Source organism: Streptomyces sp. NBC_00859 (assembly GCF_045161865.1).
In the GTDB taxonomy this organism is placed as follows: domain Bacteria; phylum Actinomycetota; class Actinomycetes; order Streptomycetales; family Streptomycetaceae; genus Streptomyces.
Genome location: NZ_CP108826.1, coordinates 5,362,836 through 5,386,793, shown reverse-complemented (window position 1 = coordinate 5,386,793; position 23,958 = coordinate 5,362,836). Strand labels below are relative to the sequence as shown.

Sequence of the window (23,958 nt, the reverse complement as noted above, 5' to 3'; positions counted from 1 at the left end):
GTGAGGACGGACGGGCGGAGGAGGCAACCGGCCGCTCAAGGCCAGGTCAGGCGATGACGCGAGGGGCAGGGCGGCCGTTGCCGGTCCAGCACGGACGCCGCCCACATAGTTGGGCGACTCATCAGGACTCCTCTCTGTTGTGGTCGGTCGGGATCAAGCACTGCAAGGGGGACCACGTCCCCACTCGCCGGCCGTTGCTCGCGGTCGCCGGGCCACCTCGCCAGTCGGGCCGAAGCCCATTGCGTCCTACCTGGCCTTTAGCGGGATTGCAGCGTCCCCGCCCTCTGCGCATGCAGCACCTCTCGCCGGACCGAAATCCAGAGAGGTACATGTAGTACCTGTTCCTCATCATGCGGAGAAGGATTCGCGGCGTCAAGCCCCTTCACTCTTCGGGGTTGCCGTGCCTTTCCGTTGATGTGCCTTCAGCTTGGCCGCTGCGGTCGAGACGTTGGACTCCGTACCTGTACGGCTGGTGCACGACTTGGCTACGGTGAAGTCGTCCCAAGTCGTCCCACCGAGGGGAGAGTGCGGCATGGCGAATGAGCGACTGCGCGGCGCGATCACCAAGAGCGGCTTATCGCTCGATCAAGTCGCAGAACAGCTAGGCGTGTCAGCCAAGACAGTCGAACGCTGGGTCAATGAGCCGAAGCGGCAGCCGTATCACCGCTTCAAGTACGCGGCAGCCTCGCTACTGCGGTGCGAGATGTCCTACCTGTGGCCAGACGAGCGGACATCAGCGCAGGTCACAGAGGCTGGGAATGCTGAGCTGATCAAGCTTTACCCTCATCGCTCCGTGGTGCCGAAACGCATCTGGCCACAGCTCTACGCCCGCGCCTCGCGGCACTTTGACGTACTCGTCTACTCGGGCTTCTGGCTCACCGAGGACGCGGCATTCCACCAGGTCGTCAAGGAGAAGTCGGCTGCCGGCGCACGCATCCGGTTCATGCTCGGGGATCCCGAGTCCGCAGCTGTCACTCTGCGCGGCGAGGACGAAGGAATCGGGGGTGCGATGGCCAGCAAGATTCGCAACGCGCTGGTCAACTACGCCTCACTGTTCCAGCTTCCAGGGGTGGAGTTCCGGCTCCACGCCACCACGCTCTACAACTCGATCTACCGAGCCGATGACGAGATGCTCGCAAACGGCCACCTGTACGGCGTGGGCGCGTACATGGCACCGGTGCTGCACATCCAGCGTGTCCCCGGAGGTGAGCTGTTCGACGCCTACGCTGAGAGCGTTGAACGGGTCTGGGAGACTGCGCGGCCCATCTCCTCGCCCACTGACCTAGGAGCTCCAGACGCATGAGCCGAGTGGACTACTTCCGTGACCCCAACGCTCCCGCGGCTAACTCAGTGGTGCCCTCAGTAACGGCCGCCGTGCTCGATGACGCCGGCAGGCTCCTGGTCATTCACAAGACCGACAACAACCTGTGGGCATTGCCCGGAGGCGGCCACGACATCGGCGAGCGCATCGCTGAAACGGCCGTTCGCGAGGTCGACGAGGAGACCGGAATCAAGGTCGAGGTAGACGGCATTGTCGGGCTCTACACCGACCCGGAGCACGTGCTCGCGTACACCGATGGCGAGGTGCGGCAGCAGTTCTCCATCTGCTTCCGGGCCCACCCGGTAGGCGGAGACCTCCGCACGAGCAGTGAATCCAAAGAGGTCCGCTGGGTGGACCCGGCGGACCTCTCTGATCTCAACATCCACCCATCCATGCGCCTGCGGATCCAGCACGCCCTGGACGAATCACGCAATGAGCCCTACATCGGCTGAGTGCCGGCCGAGACAAGTGCCATACGGCCTGCCACCCGCTCCGTGGCGGCGAAGATCTCCGGCGCCGCTCGCTGGATGAAGCGACCAACGATCGTGTCCGGCCCGTACCGATGCACGATCTCTTCTAGCCGGGCCGCCGGCGTCGTGTGCCCGCCGTCCGGGGTGGTGGTCATGTCCGACACGATGAGTGCATCGACCAGCTCAGGCCGCTCCAGCTCAAACTCGGTCTCCAACTCATGCCGCAGACCCCGCTCCTCAGCCTCCAGGAGCGCGCAGGAGTGATGCGCCACGAGCCGGACGACCCGTTCGTCGGCGCCCTCCTGATCTCGGAGGAACCGGGCCCCGTCGAGCGGGTGGAAGCCGGTGGTGGCGATGGAGGGGGAATAGCCGACGTCATGCAGGACCGCGGCAGCTTCCAGCAACTCGGCGTCGCGACCGAGGATCGGGCTGAGGGCACGCGCCCGTTTGGCGACCCCGAGGGAGTGCACCCAGCGGCGCGGCAGTGGTTCGGCCAGCATTGATTCGGAGAGCGAGTATGCCCACTCATTAAGCCCCATGGAAGGCAAGGCTATGACTCCTTCTGGGCGGCTGGAAGAGCGCGCACCGTCCGCCCCTTGCCATGCACAGTGGCGAGCAGTCCGGTCCCGCCCATCTGCGCAAGAGCGTGACGCACGGCTGTCCGGGACACCCCGAAGCGCTCGCAGAGGTTCGCCTCTGACGGGTACCTATCGCCGACGGCGAGCGAGTCCTCCGTGATGACCGCCACCAAGCGCTCAACAAGAGGCGGGATGGGGGCCCTGGACACGCGCCAGCCAGCCCCCTGCACGGACGTGATCAGCCTCTCGGACTCCAGCATCTTAAGCGCGCGACGGATGGTGTTGCGGGAGACATCGTGGGCCTTCATCAGGGCGGCCTCTGACGGCAGGCTGCCCTTGAGCTCTCCCTGCTCGATCTCCTTCCGCAGCGCATCAGCAATGAGCAGATAGGTTCCGCGCGGACTGACCTCCGGCACGGCACCTCCTTCCACGAGCTTCGGTTGTTGCCAGGGTCGCACGTGACCACGCGAGACCAGAGCTAGACGGAGACCCGAGTGATGGGTGGGTCAGTTTCCGCGCAGAACGGCCGGCGGTGAAACTCGAGCATGACAGCCGAGACTGCCGGGCGCGGAACGGCCCCGAAGCAGGCGCGGGCGAACCTTTTCCGAGCCATCAAGGCGGCTCGCTTCCATCTCCGCCCCGATTAAGTCCTACCAGTTTCCGTGCCGCACACTCGACGATTGACCCTCAACCGGGAACTGATATAACCAAGACATTTCGGAATCAGTCATCGCGGTGACTATTTCCAGATTTTCCGCTAGCCCCGCGACGCCGCGGGTATTCTGACCATCGCTTCGTGTACTCAGAATTTTCGCGGATGGAAAGTCGAAGCACCTCGCTAGAGTTTTCATAGATTGCCGACCTGAGGACATATTGCGCCTCAGACAACACAGGGAGACCTGTCAAATAGTAGGACGAAGGACGGACTAGACGCAGGGTTTTCCCGTTCGCCGTCCCCAATGTCAACGTGCGTCTGCCATAGCCGTCAGTCTGAGATTCTCGAAGACGTGACACAACCGGCAGGAATCCCGCTTCCTCCGCTTCTGCCAACACAGTCTCCGCAGCATTGATTGCAGCCAAAACGTCATCCTGAGTCGGAAACTTTGGATTAGTATGCTGCAATACGTTTCTAATCTCGTCCACCTTGCCCGAGGATAGCTTTTGTGCCGCAGCGGATAGCATCGCCACAATCCGGGATTTTGCGGATGGATCCAAATCAAGGTATGGATGAACATGCTTGAATAGAAACGTGTACGGAGAAGCGGAACGTAGAATCTTGGGATAGTCCTTCTGAACTCGCCGCGTAGCCCCATCAGACTTCAGAGAAGTCAACCGGTTGGCCAGAATATCGAACCCCCTAATCATTGGAAAGAGTGTCCACTTTCCGTCGTCCGAAAAATGAACGTCCGTTTGGTCCTGGCTCAGTTGCTGAACCGTGAAGGCAATTGCCTCTTCAGGGGAATAGACGAAGCCAGATGTTGTGTAGTGATCTCGCAGAAGGGCCCAAGTGGCGAGCTTCAGATATTCTTGAAGCAGACCTTCCACCTTTACGAAGAAATTGGATGCGACCGCTCTAATGTCGGCCTGATCGGCGGAGGCATACGTATGAGTTCTCATGGCTAGTTCCCTGAGCCTGGCTCCATATTGCCGGAAATCGACCAACACATCAGATTCCGGTGGGCCATCAATTCCTAGCCGCCAGGTGATTGCTCTCCTGAGGGACTCCTCGTTCGACAAGCGCTCTCGGGCACGCGGGCCGATACCCACAAACTTTCCCGCCCCTTCAAGGTTTGTGCCGCTATCAAAAATGAGCGAGCCAAGAGCATCATCAAGCGGGCCACCGCATACAAACTGATCCAGTTGCTCCTGGAAGGAAGCACCATCCGTCCCGCGGATGAGCCATTCAAGCCTCTCGCGTTGGACGGGATTTCCTAGATCGAAGAGGTTGGAGATCAAGTGGCGGCTCCGAAGAAGGGCCTGCGAAGAATTCCCCAGAAACCTAACCCCTCTGCTTGCGCACTCAGGAACAAGACCGAAGTACCCCGTAGCTTTCACACTTCTGGGTGACTTACGAATCTCAGCCGACGGAATCAGGATGGCTCCGGACAGGATCAGCGAATCCAGCGCATCAACAATCTCCTCATCTCGACAGAGAAGAATCAACTGGAGTGATTGAGCCTCACTAAGATTCTCAGTGAATTTTTCTGCCTCTTTCACCTCATGCCCGAGCTCAGAAAGCGATGCTCGAAGTTCTCCTTGAGTGTGATTCAGAAGGTCATTCAGAATCAAGCGCATCTCAGCTACGGAGAACGCGTCTCCGATTAGGCTCGGGATTCCTGCTGGATGACTCCAGGAGAAGGGGTTAATACAATTCGAAACGAGATCACGCAAGAATTCACTCCACTCCCCTTCCGCACTGTCCTGTCGAGACAAGATTTCGCGCATTTTGGTACGCACCTTAGAAATCTTTGACGATCCCGTCTCAAGAAGAACATTATGCAATCTCGTGCACGAGAGATCACTGCAATGGTGAAGAGGCACCCAAACGGAGGGTGGGCAGTACCGGATCCCTCGTGACCGCACAAGCCCGTAGGGGCCCGTCACATAATCATGAAGTTGAAACACTCCCTGCGGAGCTCCAGCTAGCAGCATCATCGTGTCTTTGTGAGTCAAAGTGTCATTATTGTCCTTCAGCTCATTGAAAGCCTTGTCGTACAGTTCCCGTCCGTAGATATACGGAAACAGGATGCGCTCCTTTTTGATCTCATCGGAAATTACCTTTTCGATGACTTCAATGTTTGTCTCGTCAGGATCTACCAGCAGCTCGTTCCAGTAAACTTGCAAGAACGCAGAAAGTGTGCACTCATTTCGAGGGTTTGCATTACTTTGGACTCGCGCAATCAGTCCGGCTCCCACAGGCGAAAGCTTGATAGCTGCTGCAAGCCTCGGCGGAACCTCGTAGGATTCGGAAATGATGCACGACCCGAGGAGTTCGGACATGACATCCATCCGCAGGATTCGTTCTTGCGTTTCAGGGCTCGAATAGGTTTCCTGAATAATTTCCCGCGTAAGCTTGTCGGTCATTCTTACCTCCCGAAGGCGCTTAAACTGTTTCCAGGTTACGGATTCCTGCGAGATCATGCAGGCGGTTCAGGAGCACTCGCTCTTCAGCACCCTCCAGCCAAGGTTGTGGCGAGCGAGGATGGCTGACACTCACCGCGAACTGCCGAGCGGGCACGATCCCTTCGTCCGCCACAACACCACAAGCCCAGCCCGAGGGGGGAACTTCGTAGGAGATTTCCCGCACGCTGATGCCCCTCGGTCTAGCTATGGGCCTACGTCGCTGCGCCCGCGCATGCGACACCCAATTGCGCGGAGGGGGCGGCTAGGTGCAGCGAGGCGTACATGCGCCTGGTCGACTGGCGTCCCCGATTGCGATTACGGACTCGGGCTGTCTAGGCCCGGTAGGAGGAGGTCGTGACAGCAACGTCCGTACTTGATGTCACCTGGCCCACCCCGGTCGCTGCGCGAAGGTTCCGCAGCGCTCACAGTACGGGCAACCGTTGTGGGTCACCACGGTAGTTGGCGTACCAGCTCTCTGGAACGGACTGACCGCGCGAGCGCGCCCTGTGGGATTCAGCTGACGATCACAGCGGCGGCCAGACCGATCACGACGGGCGGAATGAGGTCTTCCGGTGAATGCGCGGGGACAAACTATGTTGGGGACCGGCAATCCACCGCTACTTCGCTGGTCAGAGCCCCGGACTTGGCCGAGAGGAGCACTCTCTTCTAAGCGCTTGGCCGCAGGTTCGAGTCCTGCCGGGGGCACTCTCGCCGCACCCGCGGCCGGGCCCTCCCACCGGGAGGGCCTTTTTCAGGTCTGGGGAACGTAGCGAGAACGGCGTAGTGACGGCGTAAGGATCCGGGGCGGCCCACAACCGGTGAGCCGCGGACCTGCGGGCCCTGACCCACGCGGCGAGCGAGGCGCGGCCGGCAGGGACGCACCGACCCGGACGTCCGTTTCTGGTCCCACCGGACCACCCGGGGCCACGGGGACAGAGCCCGCAGGCGAGACAGTCACCGGGCGAGCCTGCCGGTCGGCCCGGCAGGCCCCGTCGGCTCTGACGGGAGAGACAGGTCCGACGGGACGGACGGCAAGGATGGGCAGACCCGCCTCGATGGCCACAGCCCGCAGCCCCCTCCCGACGACCCCGACGCGCTGATCCGGCGCCGGGACGGAGCGCCGGCACGCCGGTCAGCCACCACCGGACCTCAGCCCGAGCATGCTCGGGCTTCCTTCAGATCGTCGGGCATCTGAAACCGAACACCCCTGTCCGGCCTCGCGTTCGGGCAGGGGCAATTGCGTCATGTCCCGATCGGCTACGCGGTGCGTCGGCCAGGCAGTCCGGAGTAGCGTGGAAATCCGACCTTCTGGCGGGGGTACGCATGGACACGACCATGGGCGACCGCATTCGCGGATTGCGTGAGTTCCGCGACGTGACGCAGGAGGAGCTCGCTCAACGCGCGGGCGTCTCCGTGGACACCATCCGGAAACTGGAGCAGAACCGGCGCCGGTCAGCTCGCATCAACACTCTGCGATCCCTCGCGCGAGCTCTTGATGTGCAGCTCGAACGGCTCGTCGGACAGCCAACCGTGACCGAGGAACTCACCGACGACGGCGGGCCGATCGCCCTGCGCGACGCGATCCAAGACGTCGGCGCACTGCCCGGTGTGCCGACGGAGGACGACCTCGAAGACCCGCCAACACCAGATGCATGGACGGACACCGTCAAGTCTGCGACGTCGATGTACTGGAAGGGGGACTGTTCACGGCTGTCCGGGATTCTGCCAATGCTGCTGCGCGAGGGGCGAGCCGTCGCCCGCACAGCAGACACCGAGCGTGTGTGGCAGCAGCTTGGGCTCGCGTACCAACTCGCAGCTTCCCTTGCGACACAAGCCGGTCACAGCGACTGGGCCTTTCAGGCCGTTGAGAAGCAACTCGCCTCAGCCCAACGCGCATCCGATCCGCTCATGGAAGGCATGGGTGTCAGTACGTTGTCGTGAGTGCTGTTACGGCAGGGCCGATGGGATGAGGCACAACGCGTCGCTCTAGGAGTAGGACAGCACGTCCTAGTACTGAGAGAACTGACGGGCCGACTGATGAAGTCCGTCACCGGGCTGTAGTCACGCCGATACATAGCGTGAACTGCACAAGCGGCGTCGGCCTGCCCCCGCAAGGAGCGCCGGCGCCGCATCACAGGCAGCCCAGGAGTGTGCCGATGCGTACCGCGCCCGATACCGAGAGAGCCGTAGCCGACTGGCTCGTCGGAACGCTGGACCTCAACGGAGAGATTCACGCCGACTGGCAGGTCGGACGCATTGCGTTGGTCGAGCTCGGGCGGCGCTTCACTGCGGTAAGGCTCTCCGCCGACATCGTGCACGCAGCTGCTACCCGCTGCACCGTCTCCGCTCAGCTGTCTCGCGGGCGAGTGACGAACCGAGTCTCCATGGGTGCGCCACTTCGACGGACTCGACAACCAGCCGCGGATGTTTCCCCCGGAACAGGGCGCACGTTCCCGCAGTGGCAACGGCCCTCGCCCTCACAAGCTTCAGTCGTGCCCCAGAGCCGCGAGCTCCGCGGTCACCACCGCCAGGTGATGGGACGTCGCCCATGCGCGCCACTGTGTTCCGCCGCCGGCCTTCAACCTCCGACGGTCGGCGCATTCCTCCAACCGTGCGTCTCCCCAGGAGGTTTGTGCACCAGTCGCAGGCCAGTGGGGAGAAGTCACCAGATCGCGGCTCAGGGTGAAGAAGTCGTCGTTGCCGGCGCGCACGCGTGGATATACAAAGACCTGCCAGCAGTCCGGCGTCGTGTATCGCATATTCGGGTCTGGTGTCCCGCGGCTCTGTTTCGGAATACGGGGGTGCGTAACGCCGAAGTCCCCGAAATCCAGGGGCTCGCCGTGCCACTCATGAGCAACTCGCCTCCACAACTGCTCATCCTGCCGGGCCACTGGCGTTGCCTGCCCACGGGGGAAGCCCGTCAAGTTGGCGGGGAACGCACCGGCAGCAACGCACTGACGGCGCCAGCGCCACCGTGACAGCCAATCAAGGATCTTCAAGACCCTCTCTGCCAGGCGACTCGCGTCGGCATCTGACCGTACGGGGCCTGCATCAAGGAGGAAGTCGACTTCCTCCGGCTCCAGATGAAGCGTCCGGAGCGCTCTCTGGATTTGGTCATAGCGCACACGGGCCTCACTGGGCTCCGTTGACACGCGTAGGCATACGCCGCGTTGATGCCGGGCGTTCGCGGCTGCCGCCTCGCCAAGGACCTCGTCAGTATCCGTGAGGCGGACCACAGGGCGCATTGCAACCCCACGGAGGTCCAGCGACTCACTCAGCCGCGCAATGGGACCTCCGGTGTCACCTTCGAGGACCCGCGCTGCCGGTAAGGCACCGCAGTCGACAGCCAGTACTACGCCATTCGGAACCGCATCCATGGCACGGTCGCTGAAGGTCTCCAGCTGGTCTCTGACGAGTTCCGGATCGGGAGCCAGCTCCATGACCGGGCACATGCGGGAACGGACCTCTGGCGTTGCGTGCTGAAGCGCCTTGAACTCGCCCGCCTTCGCCTTGAGGATCGGGACGTAAACCACCAGCCCCCCTAGCTCCGCCTGTCACATGCAGCTGCGTACTGGCCGCTCTCCGACAGAGTGACCAGAGGTTCGCGGCATGGGTAGAACACCAAACGAGCCAATGGGCCGGAACCGACTATTGCGATTGACCTGACGCTCCGCACCAGCAGACGAAATGCCGGCTTCCGGTGGCCTGACGCGGGTACGCCGATAATCCGGCCAACGCCCCGGTGACCTCGCCTCGCAGCAGGTAATCGCAGGTGCCCGCTCCGGCTGCCCCTGGCCCGGACTCTTCCAAGCGGTCGGCCGGCCGCAGGTTCTGGCCCCACCAGGCCTCGCGGTGAACGCGAGCGCCCGGAATCCCCTGGGAGGGCCGGATCACCTTCGCCGGTCCCCCGGCGGCGAGGTCGGCACAGGACACCCGCTGCCGGCCGAACGCGTTCGTTACGATCCAGGGTATGACTGCCGCAAGAGAACCGATCAGCCGCCGCGAACGCCCCGCCAAGCCCCCTCTCAGCAGGCGCTGGATCGTCGACACCGCAGTGCGGATCATGCGCGAGGAGGGGCTGGAGAAGGTGACCATGCGCCGCCTGGCGAAGGAGCTGGACACCGGCCCGGCCTCGCTGTACGTCTACGTGGCCAATACCGCGGAACTGCACGCGGCAGTCCTCGACAGACTGCTGGGCGAGGTCGATCTGCGCGGCGAGGACGGAATCGGCTGGCGGGACCAGCTGGTCGGGGTGCTGACCTCGTACACCTCCGTCCTGTTCGCTCATCCGCAGCTCGCCCGCTCCGCGCTGGTGGCGCGCCCCAGCGGGGAGAACTACCTCAACCTCGTCGAACGCATCCTGAGCCTCCTCGCCCGCAGCGGCGCGCCCCGGGCACAGGTCGCCTGGGGGGTCGACAAACTGCTGCAGGACGCGACGGCCACCGCCGCCGAGCAGGCAACGCATGAACGCAATCCGGCGGCCAAGGACGACTGGAACGCCCTGACCCGGGCTCTGCACGGCGTGGACGAGACGACCCACCCGGCGATCGAAGCGCACATACCGGACCTGCTGACGGGAACGGGGGGAGGCCGGCTGGCCTGGGGTATCGACGTACTCGTCAACGGCATCACCCAGACGCCCGTCCCGGACACCGAGGACTGAGGACCGGCACCCGCCCGCGTACCACCCCAGCGGCCCGCGGAGGCGACAGCCGGCGGCCCGCAGGGCGTCACTCCGAGCACCGAAGCACCGCCGCATCGCCGCACTGCGGCACCGCCCACTCACTCAAGAACTTGTTCGTAGCGAACATGTTCGCTACGGTGGAGTCATCCGAACGAAGACTTCGAGCCGGTCATGTGGACATGGCATGCGGGACATCGCATGCGTACGAGGTGCCCGGCCCGTTCACCCGCGCACACGCACCACCTCTCCTGGAGGGATCTGATGAGCACAAGCACCAAGCACGTCCCCATCGCGATCATCGGCGGGGGTCTGGGCGGTCTGACCGCCGCCCGGGTCCTGCATGTCAACGGCATCGAGGCGACCATCTTCGAGCTGGAGGCATCGGCCGAAGCCCGCACCCAGGGCGGGATGCTCGACATCCACGAGGAGAACGGGCAGAAGGCCCTGCACGCCGCCGGCCTCCACGACGAATTCCGCAAGATCATTCACACGGGCGGCGAGGCCATGCGCCTGGTCGGCCCCGACGGCACCGTCCACGTCGCGTCGGAGGACGAAGGCGACGGTGGCCGGCCCGAGGTGGACCGCGGCGATCTGCGCGACCTGCTGCTGAACTCCCTGCCGGACGGCACGGTCCGCTGGGGCAGCAAGGTGACCGGCGCAAGGGCGCTGGGCGACGGCCGCCACGAGGTGTCCTTCGCCGACGGCTCCACCGTCACCACCGATCTGCTGATCGGCGCCGACGGCGCGTGGTCACGCGTCCGGCCACTCGTATCGGACGCCAAACCCGCCTACACCGGAATCTCCTTCGTGGAGACCGATCTGCCGGATGCCGACAACCGGCATCCGCGCAGCGCCGCCCTCATCGGCGGTGGGTTCTTCCTCGCGCTGGGGCACGAGCGAGGTTTCCTCGCGCACCGGGAGACCGACGGGAGTCTGCACGTCTACACCGCTCTCAAGGCCGACGAGGGCTGGCTGGACACGATCGATTTCCAGGATCCAGCCGCTGCCAAAGCCGCGGTGCTGGCTCTCTTCGAGGACTGGGACGAGTCCCTGCGCGGCCTGGTGGCCGACGCGGACACCCTCACGCCGCGCCGCATCCACGCCCTGCCCGTCGGGCACCGCTGGGACCGCACCCCCGGTGTGACCCTGCTCGGTGACGCCGCACACCTGATGTCGCCGTTCGCCGGGGAGGGCGCCAACCTGGCGATGTTCGACGGGGCCGAGCTCGGGCTGGCGATCGCGGCCCGACCGGGCAGCAGAGAGGCCGCCCTGGCCGCGTACGAGGAAGCGCTCTTCCCCCGCAGTGAGGCATCCGCGACCGAATCCACCGGCAGCATGGAAGTGATGTTCGGCGAGCGGGGCCTGGAGGAGATGGTGGCGTTCTTCACCACCCTCCCGACGGCCCGGTAAGGACGAACCGGCTGGGGGGAGAGACCGTACGGTCCGGCTGTCCGGACTCCGTACCGCTCACACCCCCGGCACCAACCCTCTGTCGCTGAAGCCCGCAACGGCTGACCACCCAACGGAGACACGATGCCGAAGATCGCAGTCATTCTCGCCAGCACCCGCACCGGACGCGCCGGGGCCGGCGTCGCGCAGTGGGTCCTCGAACAGGCCCGGCAGCGCGGTGACGCCGACTACGAACTCATCGACCTCGCCGAGGTCGACCTTCCGCAGATCGACGAGCCCTTCCCGCCCGCCATGGGCCGCTACGCCTACCCCTGCACTCAACAGTGGGCCGCCACCGTCGCCGCCTATGACGGCTATGTGATCGTCACCCCCGAGTACAACCACTCCTTCCCCGGCGCCCTCAAGAACGCCCTCGACCGTGTCTACGCGGAGTGGAACAACAAGGCCGCCGGCCTCGTCTCGTACGGCGTGGACGGCGGGGTACGCGCTGTCGAAGCGCTGCGCCCGGTCCTCGGCGCCCTGCAGCTCGCGGACGTCTCCGCGCAGGTCACCTTGAGTCTGCGCACCGACTTCGACGGGTTCGGCGCCTCGTTCACTCCCGGCGAGCACCAGGGCCCCGCCCTGACGGCGATGCTCGACCAGCTCCTGTCCTGGAGCACCGCCCTTGCCGGAATCCGCGGTTCAGGGCCCACCCCGGCTCCCTGAGGACGGGTGCGGTACCTAGCCGGCGCCGTACGCGGACCCCGGCCGCAGGGGTCACAGACCGGAAGGTCCGGCGTCCTCTGTAACCTCGTGCGGGTTCCTCCGGCCCCGGTCGGGCACCTTCACGTCGAGAGCGGTCCCGCCGATGATCCTGGCGTACCTTCCCAGCCCGTCCCAGGGCGTCTGGCATCTGGGGCCGTTCCCCATCAGGGCGTACGCGCTGTGCATCATCGCCGGGATCTTCGCCGGGGTGTGGCTGACCGGACGCCGCTGGGCGGCCCGCGGCGGAAACCGGGACCACATCGCCGACATCGCGCTCTGGGCAGTGCCGTTCGGCGTGCTCGGCGGGCGGCTCTATCACGTCATCACCGACCCCGAGCTGTACTTCACCGCGGGGAAACAGCCCATCCGGGCGCTGTACATCTGGGACGGCGGGCTCGGCATCCCCGGCGCCGTCGCCCTCGGCGCGGTGGGAGCCTGGCTGGGGTGCAGGCGCCGGGGCATCGCGCTGGCCGACTTCGCGGATGCGGCCGCTCCCGGTCTGGTGCTGGCTCAGGCGATCGGCCGGTGGGGCAACTACTTCAACCAGGAGCTTTTCGGCGGCCCCACCCATCTGCCCTGGGCCCTGTTGATCGACCCCGCGCACCGGCCCGGCTCCAGCCCGTCCGTCGGTCTCTACCATCCGACGTTTCTCTACGAGTCCCTGTGGGATCTCGGCGTGATGGCGCTGCTGTTGTGGCTGGACCGGCGCTACCGGCCCCGCAGGGGACGGCTGTTCGCCTGCTACGTGCTGGCGTACACCACGGGCCGGGCCTGGATCGAGGCTCTGCGGATCGACCATGCCAACCACTTCCTGGGCCTGCGGCTGAACGACTGGGTGTCCGTCGCCCTGTTCGCCGGGGCCGTCGTCTACCTCGTCGCCACCCGGCGGCGCCCCGGCCCCGATGCCGCCTCCGGGCCCGATGCCGGGAGCGGGGACGGGCATGGCACCGACCCGGATGCGGCCTCCGGTAGCGGGTCCTCGAAGAGCAGCGCCCTTTCCGACCGTGACCGAACAGGCCGGATGGATCAGCCGGACCGGACGGACCGAGCGGACCGGACGGACGGGTAGCACAGCCCGCCCGCCCCGCCCGGAGCCCTGGGCCCTCTGCCTTCTCCCCGGTCAGGGACGCGTCGGGCGGCTCCCCCGGTCGCCCTGCTCCCCGTCGACCTGCTCCCGCTCGCCCCGCACCCGCCGTCCCGCCAGCAGCAGATAGGCCGCACCGGAGACCAGGATCGGCAGGAACCAGGAGAGGTCGGCGCCGCCCAGCCGGCCGCTCAGCCAGCTGTGCAGCAGGGGCGAGTTGATGGTGAGCAGCCCGGTGGCCATGCCGCAGGCGAGCGCGATGAGGCCCTGGACGTTGACCCCGCCGACGCCCCAGTACCGGCTGCTCCGGTCGCTGGTGTGGATGTCGTGCTGGTCGTAGTGCCAGCGGCGCAGGACGCCGTCCACGATCCAGACGGCGGCGAACGGCCCCGCCCAGACATTGACCAGTGACAGGAATTCGTTCAGCGCGGTCTCGAAGTCGTACACGAAGAGGATCAGCAGGACAGCCGCCAGGGCCAGGGTGGCGTCCAGGGCTGTGGCGAGCCAGCGCTTCAGCGGGATGCCGATGGCCTGGATCGCGAGGCCCGACGAGTAGAAGACCGAGGCGTTGTTGGAGATCGAGCCCAGGAAGCAGGCCACGATGTAAAGGACGTACAGCCAGCCGGGCACCAGTGGCTGGACGCCCGCCACCGGGTCGGTGAGGTCCGTACGGGTGGCGACCAGGACGCCCGCGATGCCCAGATAGACGGCCATCCCGGCGCCGCCGCCGAGCACCCGTGGGAACACCTTGCGGACCGGGGTACCGGAAGGCAGGTAGCGGGCGTAGTCAGGCGAGACCACCAGGTACGACAGCGACCCGGACGCGATCAGCGCGGCGGCGGACACGATCAGGGCGAGCCAGTTGCCGCCGCCTCCCGCGTGGTGCGGCGGGTGCCAGTTCCAGTCCACCCCGCCGACGGTGAAGCAGAGCAGCAGCGCGAAGACCACGGCCACCGCCACCGCGAAGTACGGCTGGACCTTGACCAGGAGGCGGTGCCCGGTGACCGCGATGACGATGGCGGCACCCAGTACGAGCAGGGTCGCCAGGACCTTGCCCGGGGCGCCGGAGTGGTGCCAGCCGAGCCGGTCGAAGAGGGCGAGTACGGCAAAGACCCCGAGGAGGCCGTTGACCGTCTTGAAGCCCAGGGACATGGCCCAGGTGAACAGCGCGTTGATGCGGTTGCCGAACACTCCGAACGGCGCACGGCTCAGTGTGAGCGCGGGCAGCCCGGCGCGCGGACCGGCGATCGAGCTGTAGGCGACGAGGCCGAACAGCGCGTTTCCCACCACCACCGCGATCAGGGCCTGGACGAGCGAGAGGCCGAGGGCGATGGCGCCCGCGCCGAGCACGAAGAAGAACTGGTAGGAGTTGATCCCCGCCCAGAAGAACCCGAGTTGGCGCGGGGTCATGTACCGCTCGGCCTCGGGGATGAAGTCGTAGCCGTGCTGTTCGACCGCGCCCGCTGCGTGGCCGCCGGTGCGTTCGGCCGTGCCCGCTCCCGGCGGGTCCGGCTGTGCGGTGGTGCTCATCAGTGGTGCTCCTTCACGGTGGCGGCCGCTGGGGCGGACGGGCACGGTGTGCCGTAGTCGGTGAACAGCCTGGGTTCGGTGCGCGCGGGATCGGTGGAGCCGGGGCCGGTCAGGCGGTGGCGGACCAGACCTGGCGGGCGCCGATCCAGGTCTCGTCGACGCCGGTCGTGGCGAGCTGCGCGAGGTCCTCGGTCCGGTACGGGTCGGCGGCCGTGATGACGAAGTCGGCGAAGGCCCCGGCGCGCAGGCTGCCCACCTCGTTCTCGCGGTGCAGCGCCCGCGCTCCGCCGAGCGTGTGCGCACGGATGCCGTCCGCCACCGCGAGCCGCATCTCCGGGGTGCCGAGCCGGGTGCCGAGCACGGTCTCCCGGCTCGCGGCGGCGGCGACCGCCTCGAACGGCCGGGGCGGCGCGACGGGCGCGTCCGAGCTGAACGCGAACTCCGTGCCAGCCGACTGGAGCAGACCCGCCGGGTTGTAGCGGTGGCCCATCTCGCCGATCGCGGTGAGCGTGCCGTCACCGGTGCGGAGGTGGTGCTGCGGCTGGAGCACTGCGTGCACGCCCAGTTCCCGCATGCGGGTGATCTCGTCGTCGGTGGGGAGTCCGCAGTGTTCGACGCGGTGCCTGGGGTCGGCGCGGGGCGTGTCGGCGAGCGCCTTCGCGACGGCGTCCAGGACCATGCCGATGGCGTAAGGGGACTGCGCGTGGGTGGCGGTCTGGAACCCCGCCCGGTGGGCGCGCAGCACCAGGTCCGCGTACTCGGCGGGGTCGTGGTAGAGCTGCCCGTGGTTGCAGCAGTCGGCCGCGTACCCCTCGGGGAAGTAGGCGGTCCAGCCGCCCAGTGTGCCGTCCGCGTAGAGCTTGACGCCCTGGATCCGCAGCTGGTCGTCGCCGAGTTCGCTGCCGAGCCCGAGGTCGAGGGCGGTGTCGAGCAGCGCGGAGGTCAGATAGACGGACGTGCGCATCCGCAGGTCACCGGCGTCGCGGGCGCGCAGGTACGTGGAGAGTTCGCGGCGGGAGGCCTGGGCGTCACCGATGGTGGTGACCCCGGCGGCGAGGAAGGTCTGCTGGGCCCGGAGCAGATGGCCGCGCATGATGTCGGCCGGGTCGTCGAGGTGGAAGTTCGGGCCGTGGTTGGTGATCTTCACCCCGTCAGGTCCTGTCAGGAGGTCGCAGGCTCCGTCCCACAGCTCGCCGTTGGGCTCGCCGGACGCCGTACGGCCGATGCGGCCGCCGAGCGGGTCGGGGGTGCCGGCGGTGATGCCGTACTTGTGCAGGGTGTAGGTGTTCACGACGCCACCGTGGCCGGACGCGTTCATCACGTAGACCTCGCGATCGGTGGCGACGCGGTCGAGGTCCTGGCAGGTGGGGTGGCGGCCCTCGGCCAGCCTGCGGTGCTCGTAGCCGAAGCCGCGCAGCGGGGCGTCCTGGCGGAGCCCTTCCGCGTGCCGGCGGAGCGCGGTGACCAGCCCGTCGATGTCCGCGACGGTCTCGGGCCGCACGTCGGCCCAGGCGAGGTTCTGTCCGTACATCACGGGGTGGCAGTGCGCGTCGACGAAGCCGGGCATCAGCTGCCGTCCGCCGAGGTCCAGCCGCTCGTCCACCCGTCCGTCCAGCGCGGCCCGGCACTCCTCGGCGGTGCCCGCGTGCACGATGCGCTCACCGCGCACCGCGAGGGCCTCGGCGCGGCCCCCCGGGGTGAGGGTGTGGACGGTCCCGCCGGTGACGAGGAGGGTGCGGTCCTGGTGTGCTGCGGGCGTGGTGGCCATGTAGGTGCTCCGGTGGTGCGTAGTGCGGGAGGGCTCGCGTTCCCGGTGGGCGGGCGCTGCTTCCGGTCGGACCCGGCGCACGCGACCAGCGGCGCAGGGACCCGGGCCGGGGCCCGTGGGAAGCGAATCGACGCCCGGCGCAGCCGTGTGCGAGCGATCCGCTGACTGCGACAGTACGACGCAAGCGAAAGATTATCCAGAGGGGTGAATGAAGAACTTTTCGCTCGCGCCGAAGAGTGGTCGCGAACGAAGCGCGTACGGCCAGGGGCGGGCACGACGGAAACGGTGGGACGGAAACGGTGGGACGGTGCGGCAGCCGGATGGAGATGGAGCGGGTACGGCGGGAGAGCGGGCGGCGCCAGGCAGAGCAGGCGGTGCTGCGGGTCAGCCCGTCAGGGAGTCGGCTGCGGGTCAGCCCGTCAGGGAGTCGTAACGCTCCTTGACCAGCTCCAGATGGAGCCAGCTCTCCAGGCCGTGCACGCCGTCCAGGGCGCGCAACGTCTCCAGCGAGGCCAGCACGTCGGCGAGAGTCTCGCCCCCGACCGTGCCGATGACGTCCGCCCGGCCGACACACTCCGCGGCGAACTGCACCTGCTCGGTGGCGAGCAGGCCGCCCACCCCGGCCGCGCCCTGCCCATCGCCGGAGCGGCGCAACGAGAAGCCCGCCAGGTGGCCCATCCCGAGGGTTCCAGGGCGCACGAGGGCAGCGACCCGGAAGACACCGGCGTCCAGCAGTCGCAGCGAGCGGGTGCGCGCGGCGGCGGCGGACATGGCGATCCGTGCTGCGAGTTCGGCGTAGGACATGCGTCCGTCGGTCTGCAGTGCCCGCAGAATCGCGTGGTCCGTCTCGTCCAGGCTCACCGTGCCGGGCGAAGTCACCGGCAGGTAGGGGTCCTTGAGCACGCGCGTGTACGGGGTCGTGTCCACGCCCCGTACGCCCGGAAGCCGCGCGACATCCGCCACCAGGCTGCTCAGCGCGCCGAAATCGGATGTCCGCAGCTCCGCGATGACCGGGCGCCGGCCGGCGGTCAGCGTCACGAAGACCGCTTCGGACAGCCCGGCCACGGTCCGCGCCACGGGTTCGGCGGGGCCGTCGACGTCGATCGCCACGTGCGCGCTGACCGTACGCCCCAGCACCGCGGGGTGGATGACTCCGACGATCCGCAGGATCCCGTCCTCGGTGAGCCGCAGCGCCCGTGCGCGGGCTGCCGCGCGGGAGAGGCCGACGCGCGCGGCAAGTGTCTCGTAGGACGTACGGCCGTCCTCCTGGAGGAGGTGGACGAGCGCGAGGTCGGTGGAGTCGAGGTTCATCGGACAGTCAGTCTGCCACGCGCGCCGGGTCCGCCGTCCGCCGCGACCGGCGCCTGCGCCTGCGCCTTCTTCTGCTTCTGCTTCCCTGTCTCCTGCTCCCGCTCCCGCTCCCGCCCGGTGCGTACGGGATCCTTACCCGCGTGTTTCCCGCGGCGGCCCGCCGACAGGCCACGCGCACCGTAGTGTGCAAGTGGTGATTGAGACGATCGTGTTCGACGTCGGCGAGACCCTCACCCGTGACGACCGGTACTGGCGTTCCTGGGCGGACTGGCTCGGAATCCCCTCCCACACCGTGTCCGCGCTCGTCGGCGCGGTCACCGCCCGAGGACATGACCACACCGACGCGCTGCAGTTGCTGAAACCCGGCATGGACATCACCGAGGCCTACCGTGCGCGGGAGGTCGCGGGCCGCGGCGAGCACCTCGACGAGAGCGACCTCTACCCCGATGTGCGCCCCGCCCTGTCGGCGCTGCGCGGGCTCGGCTTCCGGGTCGTGGTCGCCGGGAACCAGACGGTGAAGGCAGGTGAGTTGCTGCGCGGGCTCGATCTGCCGGCCGACCTCGTCGTCACTTCCGACGAGTGGGGTGTGAGCAAGCCCGACCCGGCCTTCTTCGAGCGGGTCATCGCCGCCTCGGGCGCCGCTCCCGACGCCACCGTGTACGTGGGCGACCACCCGCAGAACGACATCTTCCCGGCGAAGGCCGCCGGGCTGCGCACCGCGCATCTGCGTCGCGGGCCGTGGGGCCACATGTGGGCCGACGATCCCGATGTCGTCGCCGCGGCGGACTGGCGGATCAACAGTCTGACGCGGCTCGCGGCGGCTCTCGCCGAGTGACGCCGGGCGGGCACTTCCTGACCGGCCCGGCCGTTGTCTCTCCGTAAAGAGTGATCAAAATGGTCACGCGGTGGTGAACGAGGAGACGGCTGATGGCCCTGTGGGACCGCTTGAAGGACTCTGCGAAGACGATGCAGACGCAGCTCGACGCGAAGAAGAACGACCTCAAGAGCGGCGGATTCCGGGATGCCAGCATGGCCATGTGCGCGCTGGTAGCCGCGGCCGACGGCTCGATCGATCCCGCGGAGCGGCAGCGTGTCGCCTCGTTGATCGCCACCAATGACGTTCTGCAGAACTTCCCGGCGGACGACCTTCAGACGCGCTTCAACGACTACTGCCAGAAGCTCACCGCCGACTTCGACTTCGGCAAGGTCAGCATCCTCCAGACCATCGGCAAGGTCAGCAAGAAGCCCACGGAGGCTCGCGCCGTCATCCAGATCGGCATCGTCATCGGCGGCGCCGACGGCAACTTCGACAAGTCCGAGCAGGGCGTCGTCCGCGAGGCGTGCTTCGCGCTGGGCATCGCCCCGACCGAGTTCGACCTCTGAGGACTCCTGCGCACCGCTGAGTCGGGCCGTCCGGCTACGCCTCCTCGCGCGTCCCCGTCCGGACGGCGCGGGAGGCGTGGCCTCCGCCAACCTCGTCCCGCCCGGCCCCCGTCGGCCGGCCGCCCCGGCGGCAGACCGGTGCGTAGACAGGGCCAGTGCGGAGACCAGGACCAGCCCGCCCAGGAGGAGCACCGCACCCGCCGCACCCGAAGGGCTCAGCCGTTCCCCGATGAGCGCGATCCCGAGCAACGGGCGAGCAGCGGCTCCGCAGGGCTGAGCGTGCCGGCCGTGGCCCCGCTGATCCGGACCACACCCCGCGTGAACAGCGATGACCCAGGGCGGTCGGGGCCAGGGCAAGCCGGCCGGCCAGGACCGGCGTCCGTGGCTCGGCCCACGGACGGGCCGGGCCGCCGCTACGCCAGCGCGGAACCGGTCACCAGGGCGAAGGCCGCCGTCGACACGACCGTCCTGACCAGGTGGAGACGGTTCCACCGCGTCTCGAAAGCCGCGCGGGCGGCGCCGTCCCCCCGGCCGGCGGGGGCCGCGAGGGCGCTGTTGAGGGGCACGTTCCCGGCGACGGTCACCAGATGGCTGACCACCGCGCAGGCCAGGCCCGCGGCGAGCAGCCAACGCGCCGTCCCCGTACGCCCGTCGACCGCTACGGCGAGGGCCACGGCGGGCAGGGCGACCACGCCGAGGAAGACCAGCAGGAACCAGGGGCCAGGAACCTTCTCGTTGATACGGCGCATCGCCGCGCTGAACTGCTCGTCGGTGAGCAGTTTCAGCCCTGGCATGACCCCGACCGCGAAGGCGAACATGAAGCCCGCGTAGAGACCGGTGGACAGTACGGCGAGCGCGAGCAGTGTGGTGGCCATGCCGCACATCATGACGGGGCCCGGCGCGCGGCGCAGCCCGGTTCGGTGCACCTCACACGGCTTCCCGCCGGTTACGACACGATGTCCTTCCGCGCGAACCCCCTGAAGGCCAGGGCGAAGAGCACCAGCGCGTACGCCACCGACACCGCCGCGCCCTTGACCATGCCGCCCCATTCGAGCTGGGGCTGCAACGCGTCCGCCCAGGCGAACTGCCAGTGTGCGGGCAGGAAGTCGCGCCAGGAGCCGAGCGCGGTCACCGCGTCCAGGACGTTGCCCACGATCGTCAGCCCGACCGCGCCGCCGACCGCGCCCAGCGGCGCGTCCGTCTTGGTCGACAGCCAGAACGCCAGTGCCGCGGTGACCAGTTGGGACACGAAGATGAAGGCGACCACGAGGGCGAGCCGCGGCACCGTGTCCGCCGCGGCGAGCGAGCCCCCGGTGGGCAGCTCCAGCGGGCCCCAGCCGTACGCGACCGTGCCCACCGCGAGCGCCACCACCGGCAGCACCACCATCGCCGCCAGGCTGAACGTCAGGGCGACCGTGAGCTTGCTCCACAGCAGCCTTGCCCGCGGCACGGGCGCGGCGAGCAGGTAGCGCAGCGAGGACCAGCCCGCCTCCGACGCCACCGTGTCGCCGCAGAAGAGCGCGACCGGCACCACGAGCAGGAAGCCCGCCGACACGAACAGGCAGGTCGCCGCGTAGTTCGCGCCGGAAGCCGTCGCGGTGTCCATCAGCGTCGGCCCGTTCCGGCCGCCGCCGCTGGGGGTGCCGCCGACCGCGAACGCCGCGACCAGGATGAACGGCAGGGCGACGAGCACGGCGCCCATCGCGAGCGTGCGCCTGCGCCTGAACTGCCGCTTCGCCTCGACGAGCAGGGGCAGCGTGTGCCGCGCACGGTAGCCCGGCGCGGCGGCCGCCGCGGGGCCCGGTGCCGCCGGGTCCGGGAGGACAGTCGTACTCATGCGGGTTGGCCTCCGATCAGGGTGAGGAACGCGTCCTCCAGGCGGCGGTGCGCGCCCACACCGGTCAACGGCACGTCCAGGCGCAGCAGTTCCGCGACGAGCGCGGCCGGGGTGGCACCGTCGAGCCGTACGAGCAGTCCGTCGTCCGTCCGCACGGCGGAGCCGATGCCGGGCAGCGCGGCCACCTTCCCGGCCAGCGCCTCGGTGAACTCCTCGGCGGAGGTGACGAGCAGGGTGTCCCCGCTGCCGGTGATCTCGGCGACGGGTCCGGCCTGTATGAGCTGCCCCCGGTCCATGACGACCAGATGGGTACAGGACTGTTCGACCTCGGCCAGCAGGTGGCTGGAGACGATGACGGTCCGGCCGTCGGCCGCGTACCGGATCATCACGTCCCGCATCTCGCGGATCTGCGGCGGGTCGAGACCGTTCGTCGGCTCGTCGAGGATCAGCAGGTCGGGCAGGCCGAGCATGGCCTGGGCGATGGCGAGCCGCTGCCGCATGCCCTGCGAGTACGTACGGACCGCTCGTTCCAGCGCGTCGCCGAGCCCGGCGATCTCCAGCGCCTCGGCGACGTGCGAGTCCTCGGTGGGGCGGCCGGTGGCCTGCCAGTACAGGTCGAGGTTGGCCCGTCCCGAGAGATGCGGCAGGAACCCGGCCCCCTCGACGAACGCTCCGACGCGCGAGAGGACGGGCGCGCCCGGCCGGATCGCGTGCCCGAAGACCCGGATCTCACCGCCGTCCGGGGCGATGAGTCCCATCAGCATGCGCAGTGTGGTCGTCTTGCCCGCGCCGTTGGGCCCGAGCAGGCCGAGCACCTGGCCCTTCCCGACTTCGAAGGACAGGTCGCGGACCGCGTAACGGTCGGCGGACTTGGCGTACTTCTTGGTCAGTCCGGTGATCCGCAGCGGCAGTTGCGCCAGGGCCGGGTCGGGTGCGGGTACGGACCTGCGCCGCGGGACGAGCAGCCCGGCCGCGATCAGCGCGCCCAGTGCGGGAAGGCCCCACACCCACCAGGCGAACCCGGCGCTCGCGGTGTGCAGCGCGGGCACCGTGGGGACGTTGAGCGCCCCGTCGAGCGAGACGGTGTACGTGGCGGGGGACGCGGGTGAGGCGTAGCCGAGGTCGGTCGATGCGATGACCAGCCGCAGCCGGTGGCCCGCCTCGACCTTGTGGTCGATGGCCGGCAGGGTCAGCCCGACCGTCCGGCCCGCCTTCGCCCCCGTGACGCGGACCGGCGTGACGAGCTGGTGGGGCAGCACCTGCTGCTTGCCACCCGGCGGCACGTCGTACACCTTCGCGAAGAACACGGCGTCCGGCGTCGTGGACTTCACCCTGACCCTGATCCTGGGCGAGCCGGTGACGGTGAGGGCGGTGGCCATCGGCGCGGAGTCGAAGCGCGCGTACTGGCCCGGCAGGTCCAGCGAGAGCCCCACTCCGAGGCCCGAGAGCTGGGAGAGTGCCGCGACGCCCGGTACGGCGGAGATCGAGGGCGGCGCGCCGCCCGCCGGGTTCTCCACGGTCTGCTCGCGGCCGGTGAGCGCGAGCGGGTGCCCGCCGCTCTCCAGGCCGGGGTATCTGCCGCTGCTCGCGCCCCTCAGCTGGGCGGCGCCGTCGGTCGAATCGACCCCGCCGGTACGGGTGACCCGGAAGGCGGGTCCGGTGTCCGCGCCCTTGTCGCCCTTGAGGTAGCGGTCGAACCAGGAGGAGATGCGCCGGTTGATCCGGCTGCCCTCCTGGTCGCCTCCGTCGTGGCCGCCGGAGATCCAGTCGACCGACACGGGCGCGCCGTTGGCGCTGATCTGCTTCGCGGCGGCGTCCGCCTGCCCCAGCGGGAACAGCGAGTCGGTCTGGCCCTGCACGAGCAGCGAGGGCACCTTGATCCGGCTGCCCACCGCGGACGGGCTGCGCTCTTCGAGCACCTTGCGGGCCGCGGCGTCCGGCCTGCCGTTCTCCGCGACGCGTTCGTACATGGCGCAGAGCTGCTCCTCGAAGCGGGCACAGCCGCCCCCGGAGTTGATGAAGATCCCGGCCCAGAGCTTCTTGAACACCCCGTCGGGGAAGAGTGAATCGGCCAGGTTCCAGTAGGTGATCTGCGGTGCGACGGCGTCGACGCGGTGGTCGTAACCGGCGGCGAGCAGGGAGATCGCGCCGCCGTACGAGGCACCGGTGACGCCGACGCGCGGGTCACCGGGCTTGTCCAGCTGTACTTCAGGGCGGTTCGCCAGCCAGTCGATCAGCCGTGACACGTCCTTGACCTCGTGTCCGGGGTCGTTCAGCCCGATGGCACCGGTCGACTTCCCGAAGCCGCGCGCCGACCAGGTCAGCACCGCGAATCCGTCCCGTGCGAGCTGCTGGGCCTGCGACTTCACGTCGTCCTTGCTGCCGCCGAAGCCGTGTCCGAGCAGCACGGCGGGCCGCCTCCCCGAACCGCCCGACGTGAAGTACGACGTGTCGATACGTACCCCGTCAACCGCCATCAGCCGGTCCTCGCGGTGCACGGGCGCCGGCCCGTCGGATGCGACGGCCGTCCACGTACCGGCCCCGATGAGGACGGCGAGTGCCGCGGCCGCGCCGGCGAGCACCCGGCCACGGGGTTTGCGTAGCTTCATGCCTGAACCCTAAGCGCCCGCTCGGACGGCGGAGCGGGCCACCGGGTGGAACCGCCCGGCGTACTGGCGGAGTAGGGGGACGGGCTGTCGTACCGCAGCGGGAGTA

General features: G+C 68.0%; 19 protein-coding genes. 9 read left to right on the top strand and 10 right to left on the bottom strand.

Annotation, left to right across the window (positions count from 1 at the left end; all coding sequences use genetic code 11):
* The first annotated feature begins 532 nt into the window (after positions 1-532).
* On the top strand, positions 533-1,303 hold the full coding sequence (locus OG584_RS23575) for a helix-turn-helix domain-containing protein (RefSeq protein ID WP_405780712.1): 771 nt from the start codon (positions 533-535) through the stop codon (positions 1,301-1,303).
* Positions 1,300-1,773: an NUDIX domain-containing protein gene (locus OG584_RS23570; RefSeq protein WP_405780711.1), complete on the top strand. Its 474-nt coding sequence runs from the start codon at positions 1,300-1,302 to the stop codon at positions 1,771-1,773. Before OG584_RS23575 ends, OG584_RS23570 begins: the two co-directional genes overlap by 4 nt.
* On the opposite strand, the gene OG584_RS23565 is transcribed toward OG584_RS23570, so the two are convergent.
* The 3 genes from OG584_RS23565 to OG584_RS23555 all read right to left on the bottom strand — a co-directional run bounded on the left by OG584_RS23565 (position 1,761) and on the right by OG584_RS23555 (position 5,453).
* Positions 1,761-2,330 carry an HD domain-containing protein gene (locus OG584_RS23565; protein ID WP_405780710.1) on the bottom strand — a complete coding sequence of 190 codons (570 nt, stop codon included), beginning with the start codon at positions 2,328-2,330 and terminating at the stop codon, positions 1,761-1,763. The two genes, OG584_RS23570 and OG584_RS23565, sit on opposite strands and share 13 nt — an antisense overlap.
* Before the next feature lie 11 nt (positions 2,331-2,341).
* A complete protein-coding gene (locus OG584_RS23560; protein WP_366504741.1) occupies positions 2,342-2,785 on the bottom strand; it encodes a winged helix-turn-helix domain-containing protein in 444 nt (147 codons plus the stop codon).
* Between the two features lie 307 nt (positions 2,786-3,092).
* On the bottom strand, positions 3,093-5,453 hold the full coding sequence (locus tag OG584_RS23555) for a hypothetical protein (RefSeq protein WP_405780709.1): 2,361 nt from the start codon (positions 5,451-5,453) through the stop codon (positions 3,093-3,095).
* Positions 5,454-6,815: 1,362 nt separating this feature from the next.
* Here OG584_RS23555 and OG584_RS23550 point away from each other — a divergent pair.
* Positions 6,816-7,433 (top strand): helix-turn-helix domain-containing protein, encoded by a 618-nt coding sequence (locus OG584_RS23550; protein WP_405780708.1) that lies wholly within the window; start codon positions 6,816-6,818, stop codon positions 7,431-7,433.
* Positions 7,434-7,978: 545 nt separating this feature from the next.
* Here OG584_RS23550 and OG584_RS23545 read toward each other — a convergent pair.
* Positions 7,979-9,025, bottom strand: a complete 1,047-nt coding sequence (locus tag OG584_RS23545; protein ID WP_405780707.1) for a beta family protein — start codon at positions 9,023-9,025, stop codon at positions 7,979-7,981.
* A gap of 437 nt (positions 9,026-9,462) precedes the next feature.
* Between OG584_RS23545 and OG584_RS23540 the strand changes: the two genes are divergently transcribed.
* From OG584_RS23540 to lgt, 4 genes are all read left to right on the top strand, one after another.
* Positions 9,463-10,155: a TetR/AcrR family transcriptional regulator gene (locus OG584_RS23540; protein WP_405780706.1), complete on the top strand. Its 693-nt coding sequence runs from the start codon at positions 9,463-9,465 to the stop codon at positions 10,153-10,155.
* A 282-nt stretch (positions 10,156-10,437) separates the two neighbouring features.
* Positions 10,438-11,586: an FAD-dependent oxidoreductase gene (locus tag OG584_RS23535; protein WP_405780705.1), complete on the top strand. Its 1,149-nt coding sequence runs from the start codon at positions 10,438-10,440 to the stop codon at positions 11,584-11,586.
* 123 nt (positions 11,587-11,709) lie between these two features.
* On the top strand, positions 11,710-12,291 hold the full coding sequence (locus OG584_RS23530; RefSeq protein WP_405780703.1) for an NADPH-dependent FMN reductase: 582 nt from the start codon (positions 11,710-11,712) through the stop codon (positions 12,289-12,291).
* Positions 12,292-12,433: 142 nt separating this feature from the next.
* Positions 12,434-13,399, top strand: a complete 966-nt coding sequence (gene lgt, locus OG584_RS23525; protein WP_405780702.1) for a prolipoprotein diacylglyceryl transferase — start codon at positions 12,434-12,436, stop codon at positions 13,397-13,399.
* Between the two features lie 51 nt (positions 13,400-13,450).
* Here lgt and OG584_RS23520 read toward each other — a convergent pair whose 3' ends face one another.
* From OG584_RS23520 to OG584_RS23510, 3 genes are all read right to left on the bottom strand, one after another.
* Complete coding sequence (locus tag OG584_RS23520) at positions 13,451-14,944, bottom strand: purine-cytosine permease family protein (protein ID WP_405780701.1); 1,494 nt, start codon at positions 14,942-14,944, stop codon at positions 13,451-13,453.
* Between the two features lie 109 nt (positions 14,945-15,053).
* On the bottom strand, positions 15,054-16,712 hold the full coding sequence (locus tag OG584_RS23515) for an amidohydrolase (RefSeq protein ID WP_405780699.1): 1,659 nt from the start codon (positions 16,710-16,712) through the stop codon (positions 15,054-15,056).
* A gap of 411 nt (positions 16,713-17,123) precedes the next feature.
* Entirely contained in the window at positions 17,124-18,023 is a 900-nt protein-coding gene (locus OG584_RS23510; protein WP_405780698.1) for an Lrp/AsnC family transcriptional regulator, read from the bottom strand.
* 193 nt (positions 18,024-18,216) lie between these two features.
* Here OG584_RS23510 and OG584_RS23505 point away from each other — a divergent pair, with 193 nt between their 5' ends.
* Positions 18,217-18,858 (top strand): HAD family hydrolase, encoded by a 642-nt coding sequence (locus OG584_RS23505; RefSeq protein WP_405780697.1) that lies wholly within the window; start codon positions 18,217-18,219, stop codon positions 18,856-18,858.
* A 92-nt stretch (positions 18,859-18,950) separates the two neighbouring features.
* Entirely contained in the window at positions 18,951-19,406 is a 456-nt protein-coding gene (locus OG584_RS23500; RefSeq protein ID WP_405780696.1) for a tellurite resistance TerB family protein, read from the top strand.
* Positions 19,407-19,819: 413 nt separating this feature from the next.
* On the opposite strand, the gene OG584_RS23495 is transcribed toward OG584_RS23500, so the two are convergent.
* The 3 genes from OG584_RS23495 to OG584_RS23485 all read right to left on the bottom strand — a co-directional run bounded on the left by OG584_RS23495 (position 19,820) and on the right by OG584_RS23485 (position 23,852).
* On the bottom strand, positions 19,820-20,281 hold the full coding sequence (locus tag OG584_RS23495; RefSeq protein WP_405780695.1) for a DUF1772 domain-containing protein: 462 nt from the start codon (positions 20,279-20,281) through the stop codon (positions 19,820-19,822).
* A gap of 71 nt (positions 20,282-20,352) precedes the next feature.
* Positions 20,353-21,243 carry an ABC transporter permease gene (locus OG584_RS23490; protein WP_405780694.1) on the bottom strand — a complete coding sequence of 297 codons (891 nt, stop codon included), beginning with the start codon at positions 21,241-21,243 and terminating at the stop codon, positions 20,353-20,355.
* Positions 21,240-23,852: an alpha/beta fold hydrolase gene (locus OG584_RS23485; protein ID WP_405780693.1), complete on the bottom strand. Its 2,613-nt coding sequence runs from the start codon at positions 23,850-23,852 to the stop codon at positions 21,240-21,242. The genes OG584_RS23490 and OG584_RS23485 overlap by 4 nt, the downstream gene beginning before the upstream one ends.
* Between the last annotated feature and the right edge of the window lie 106 nt (positions 23,853-23,958).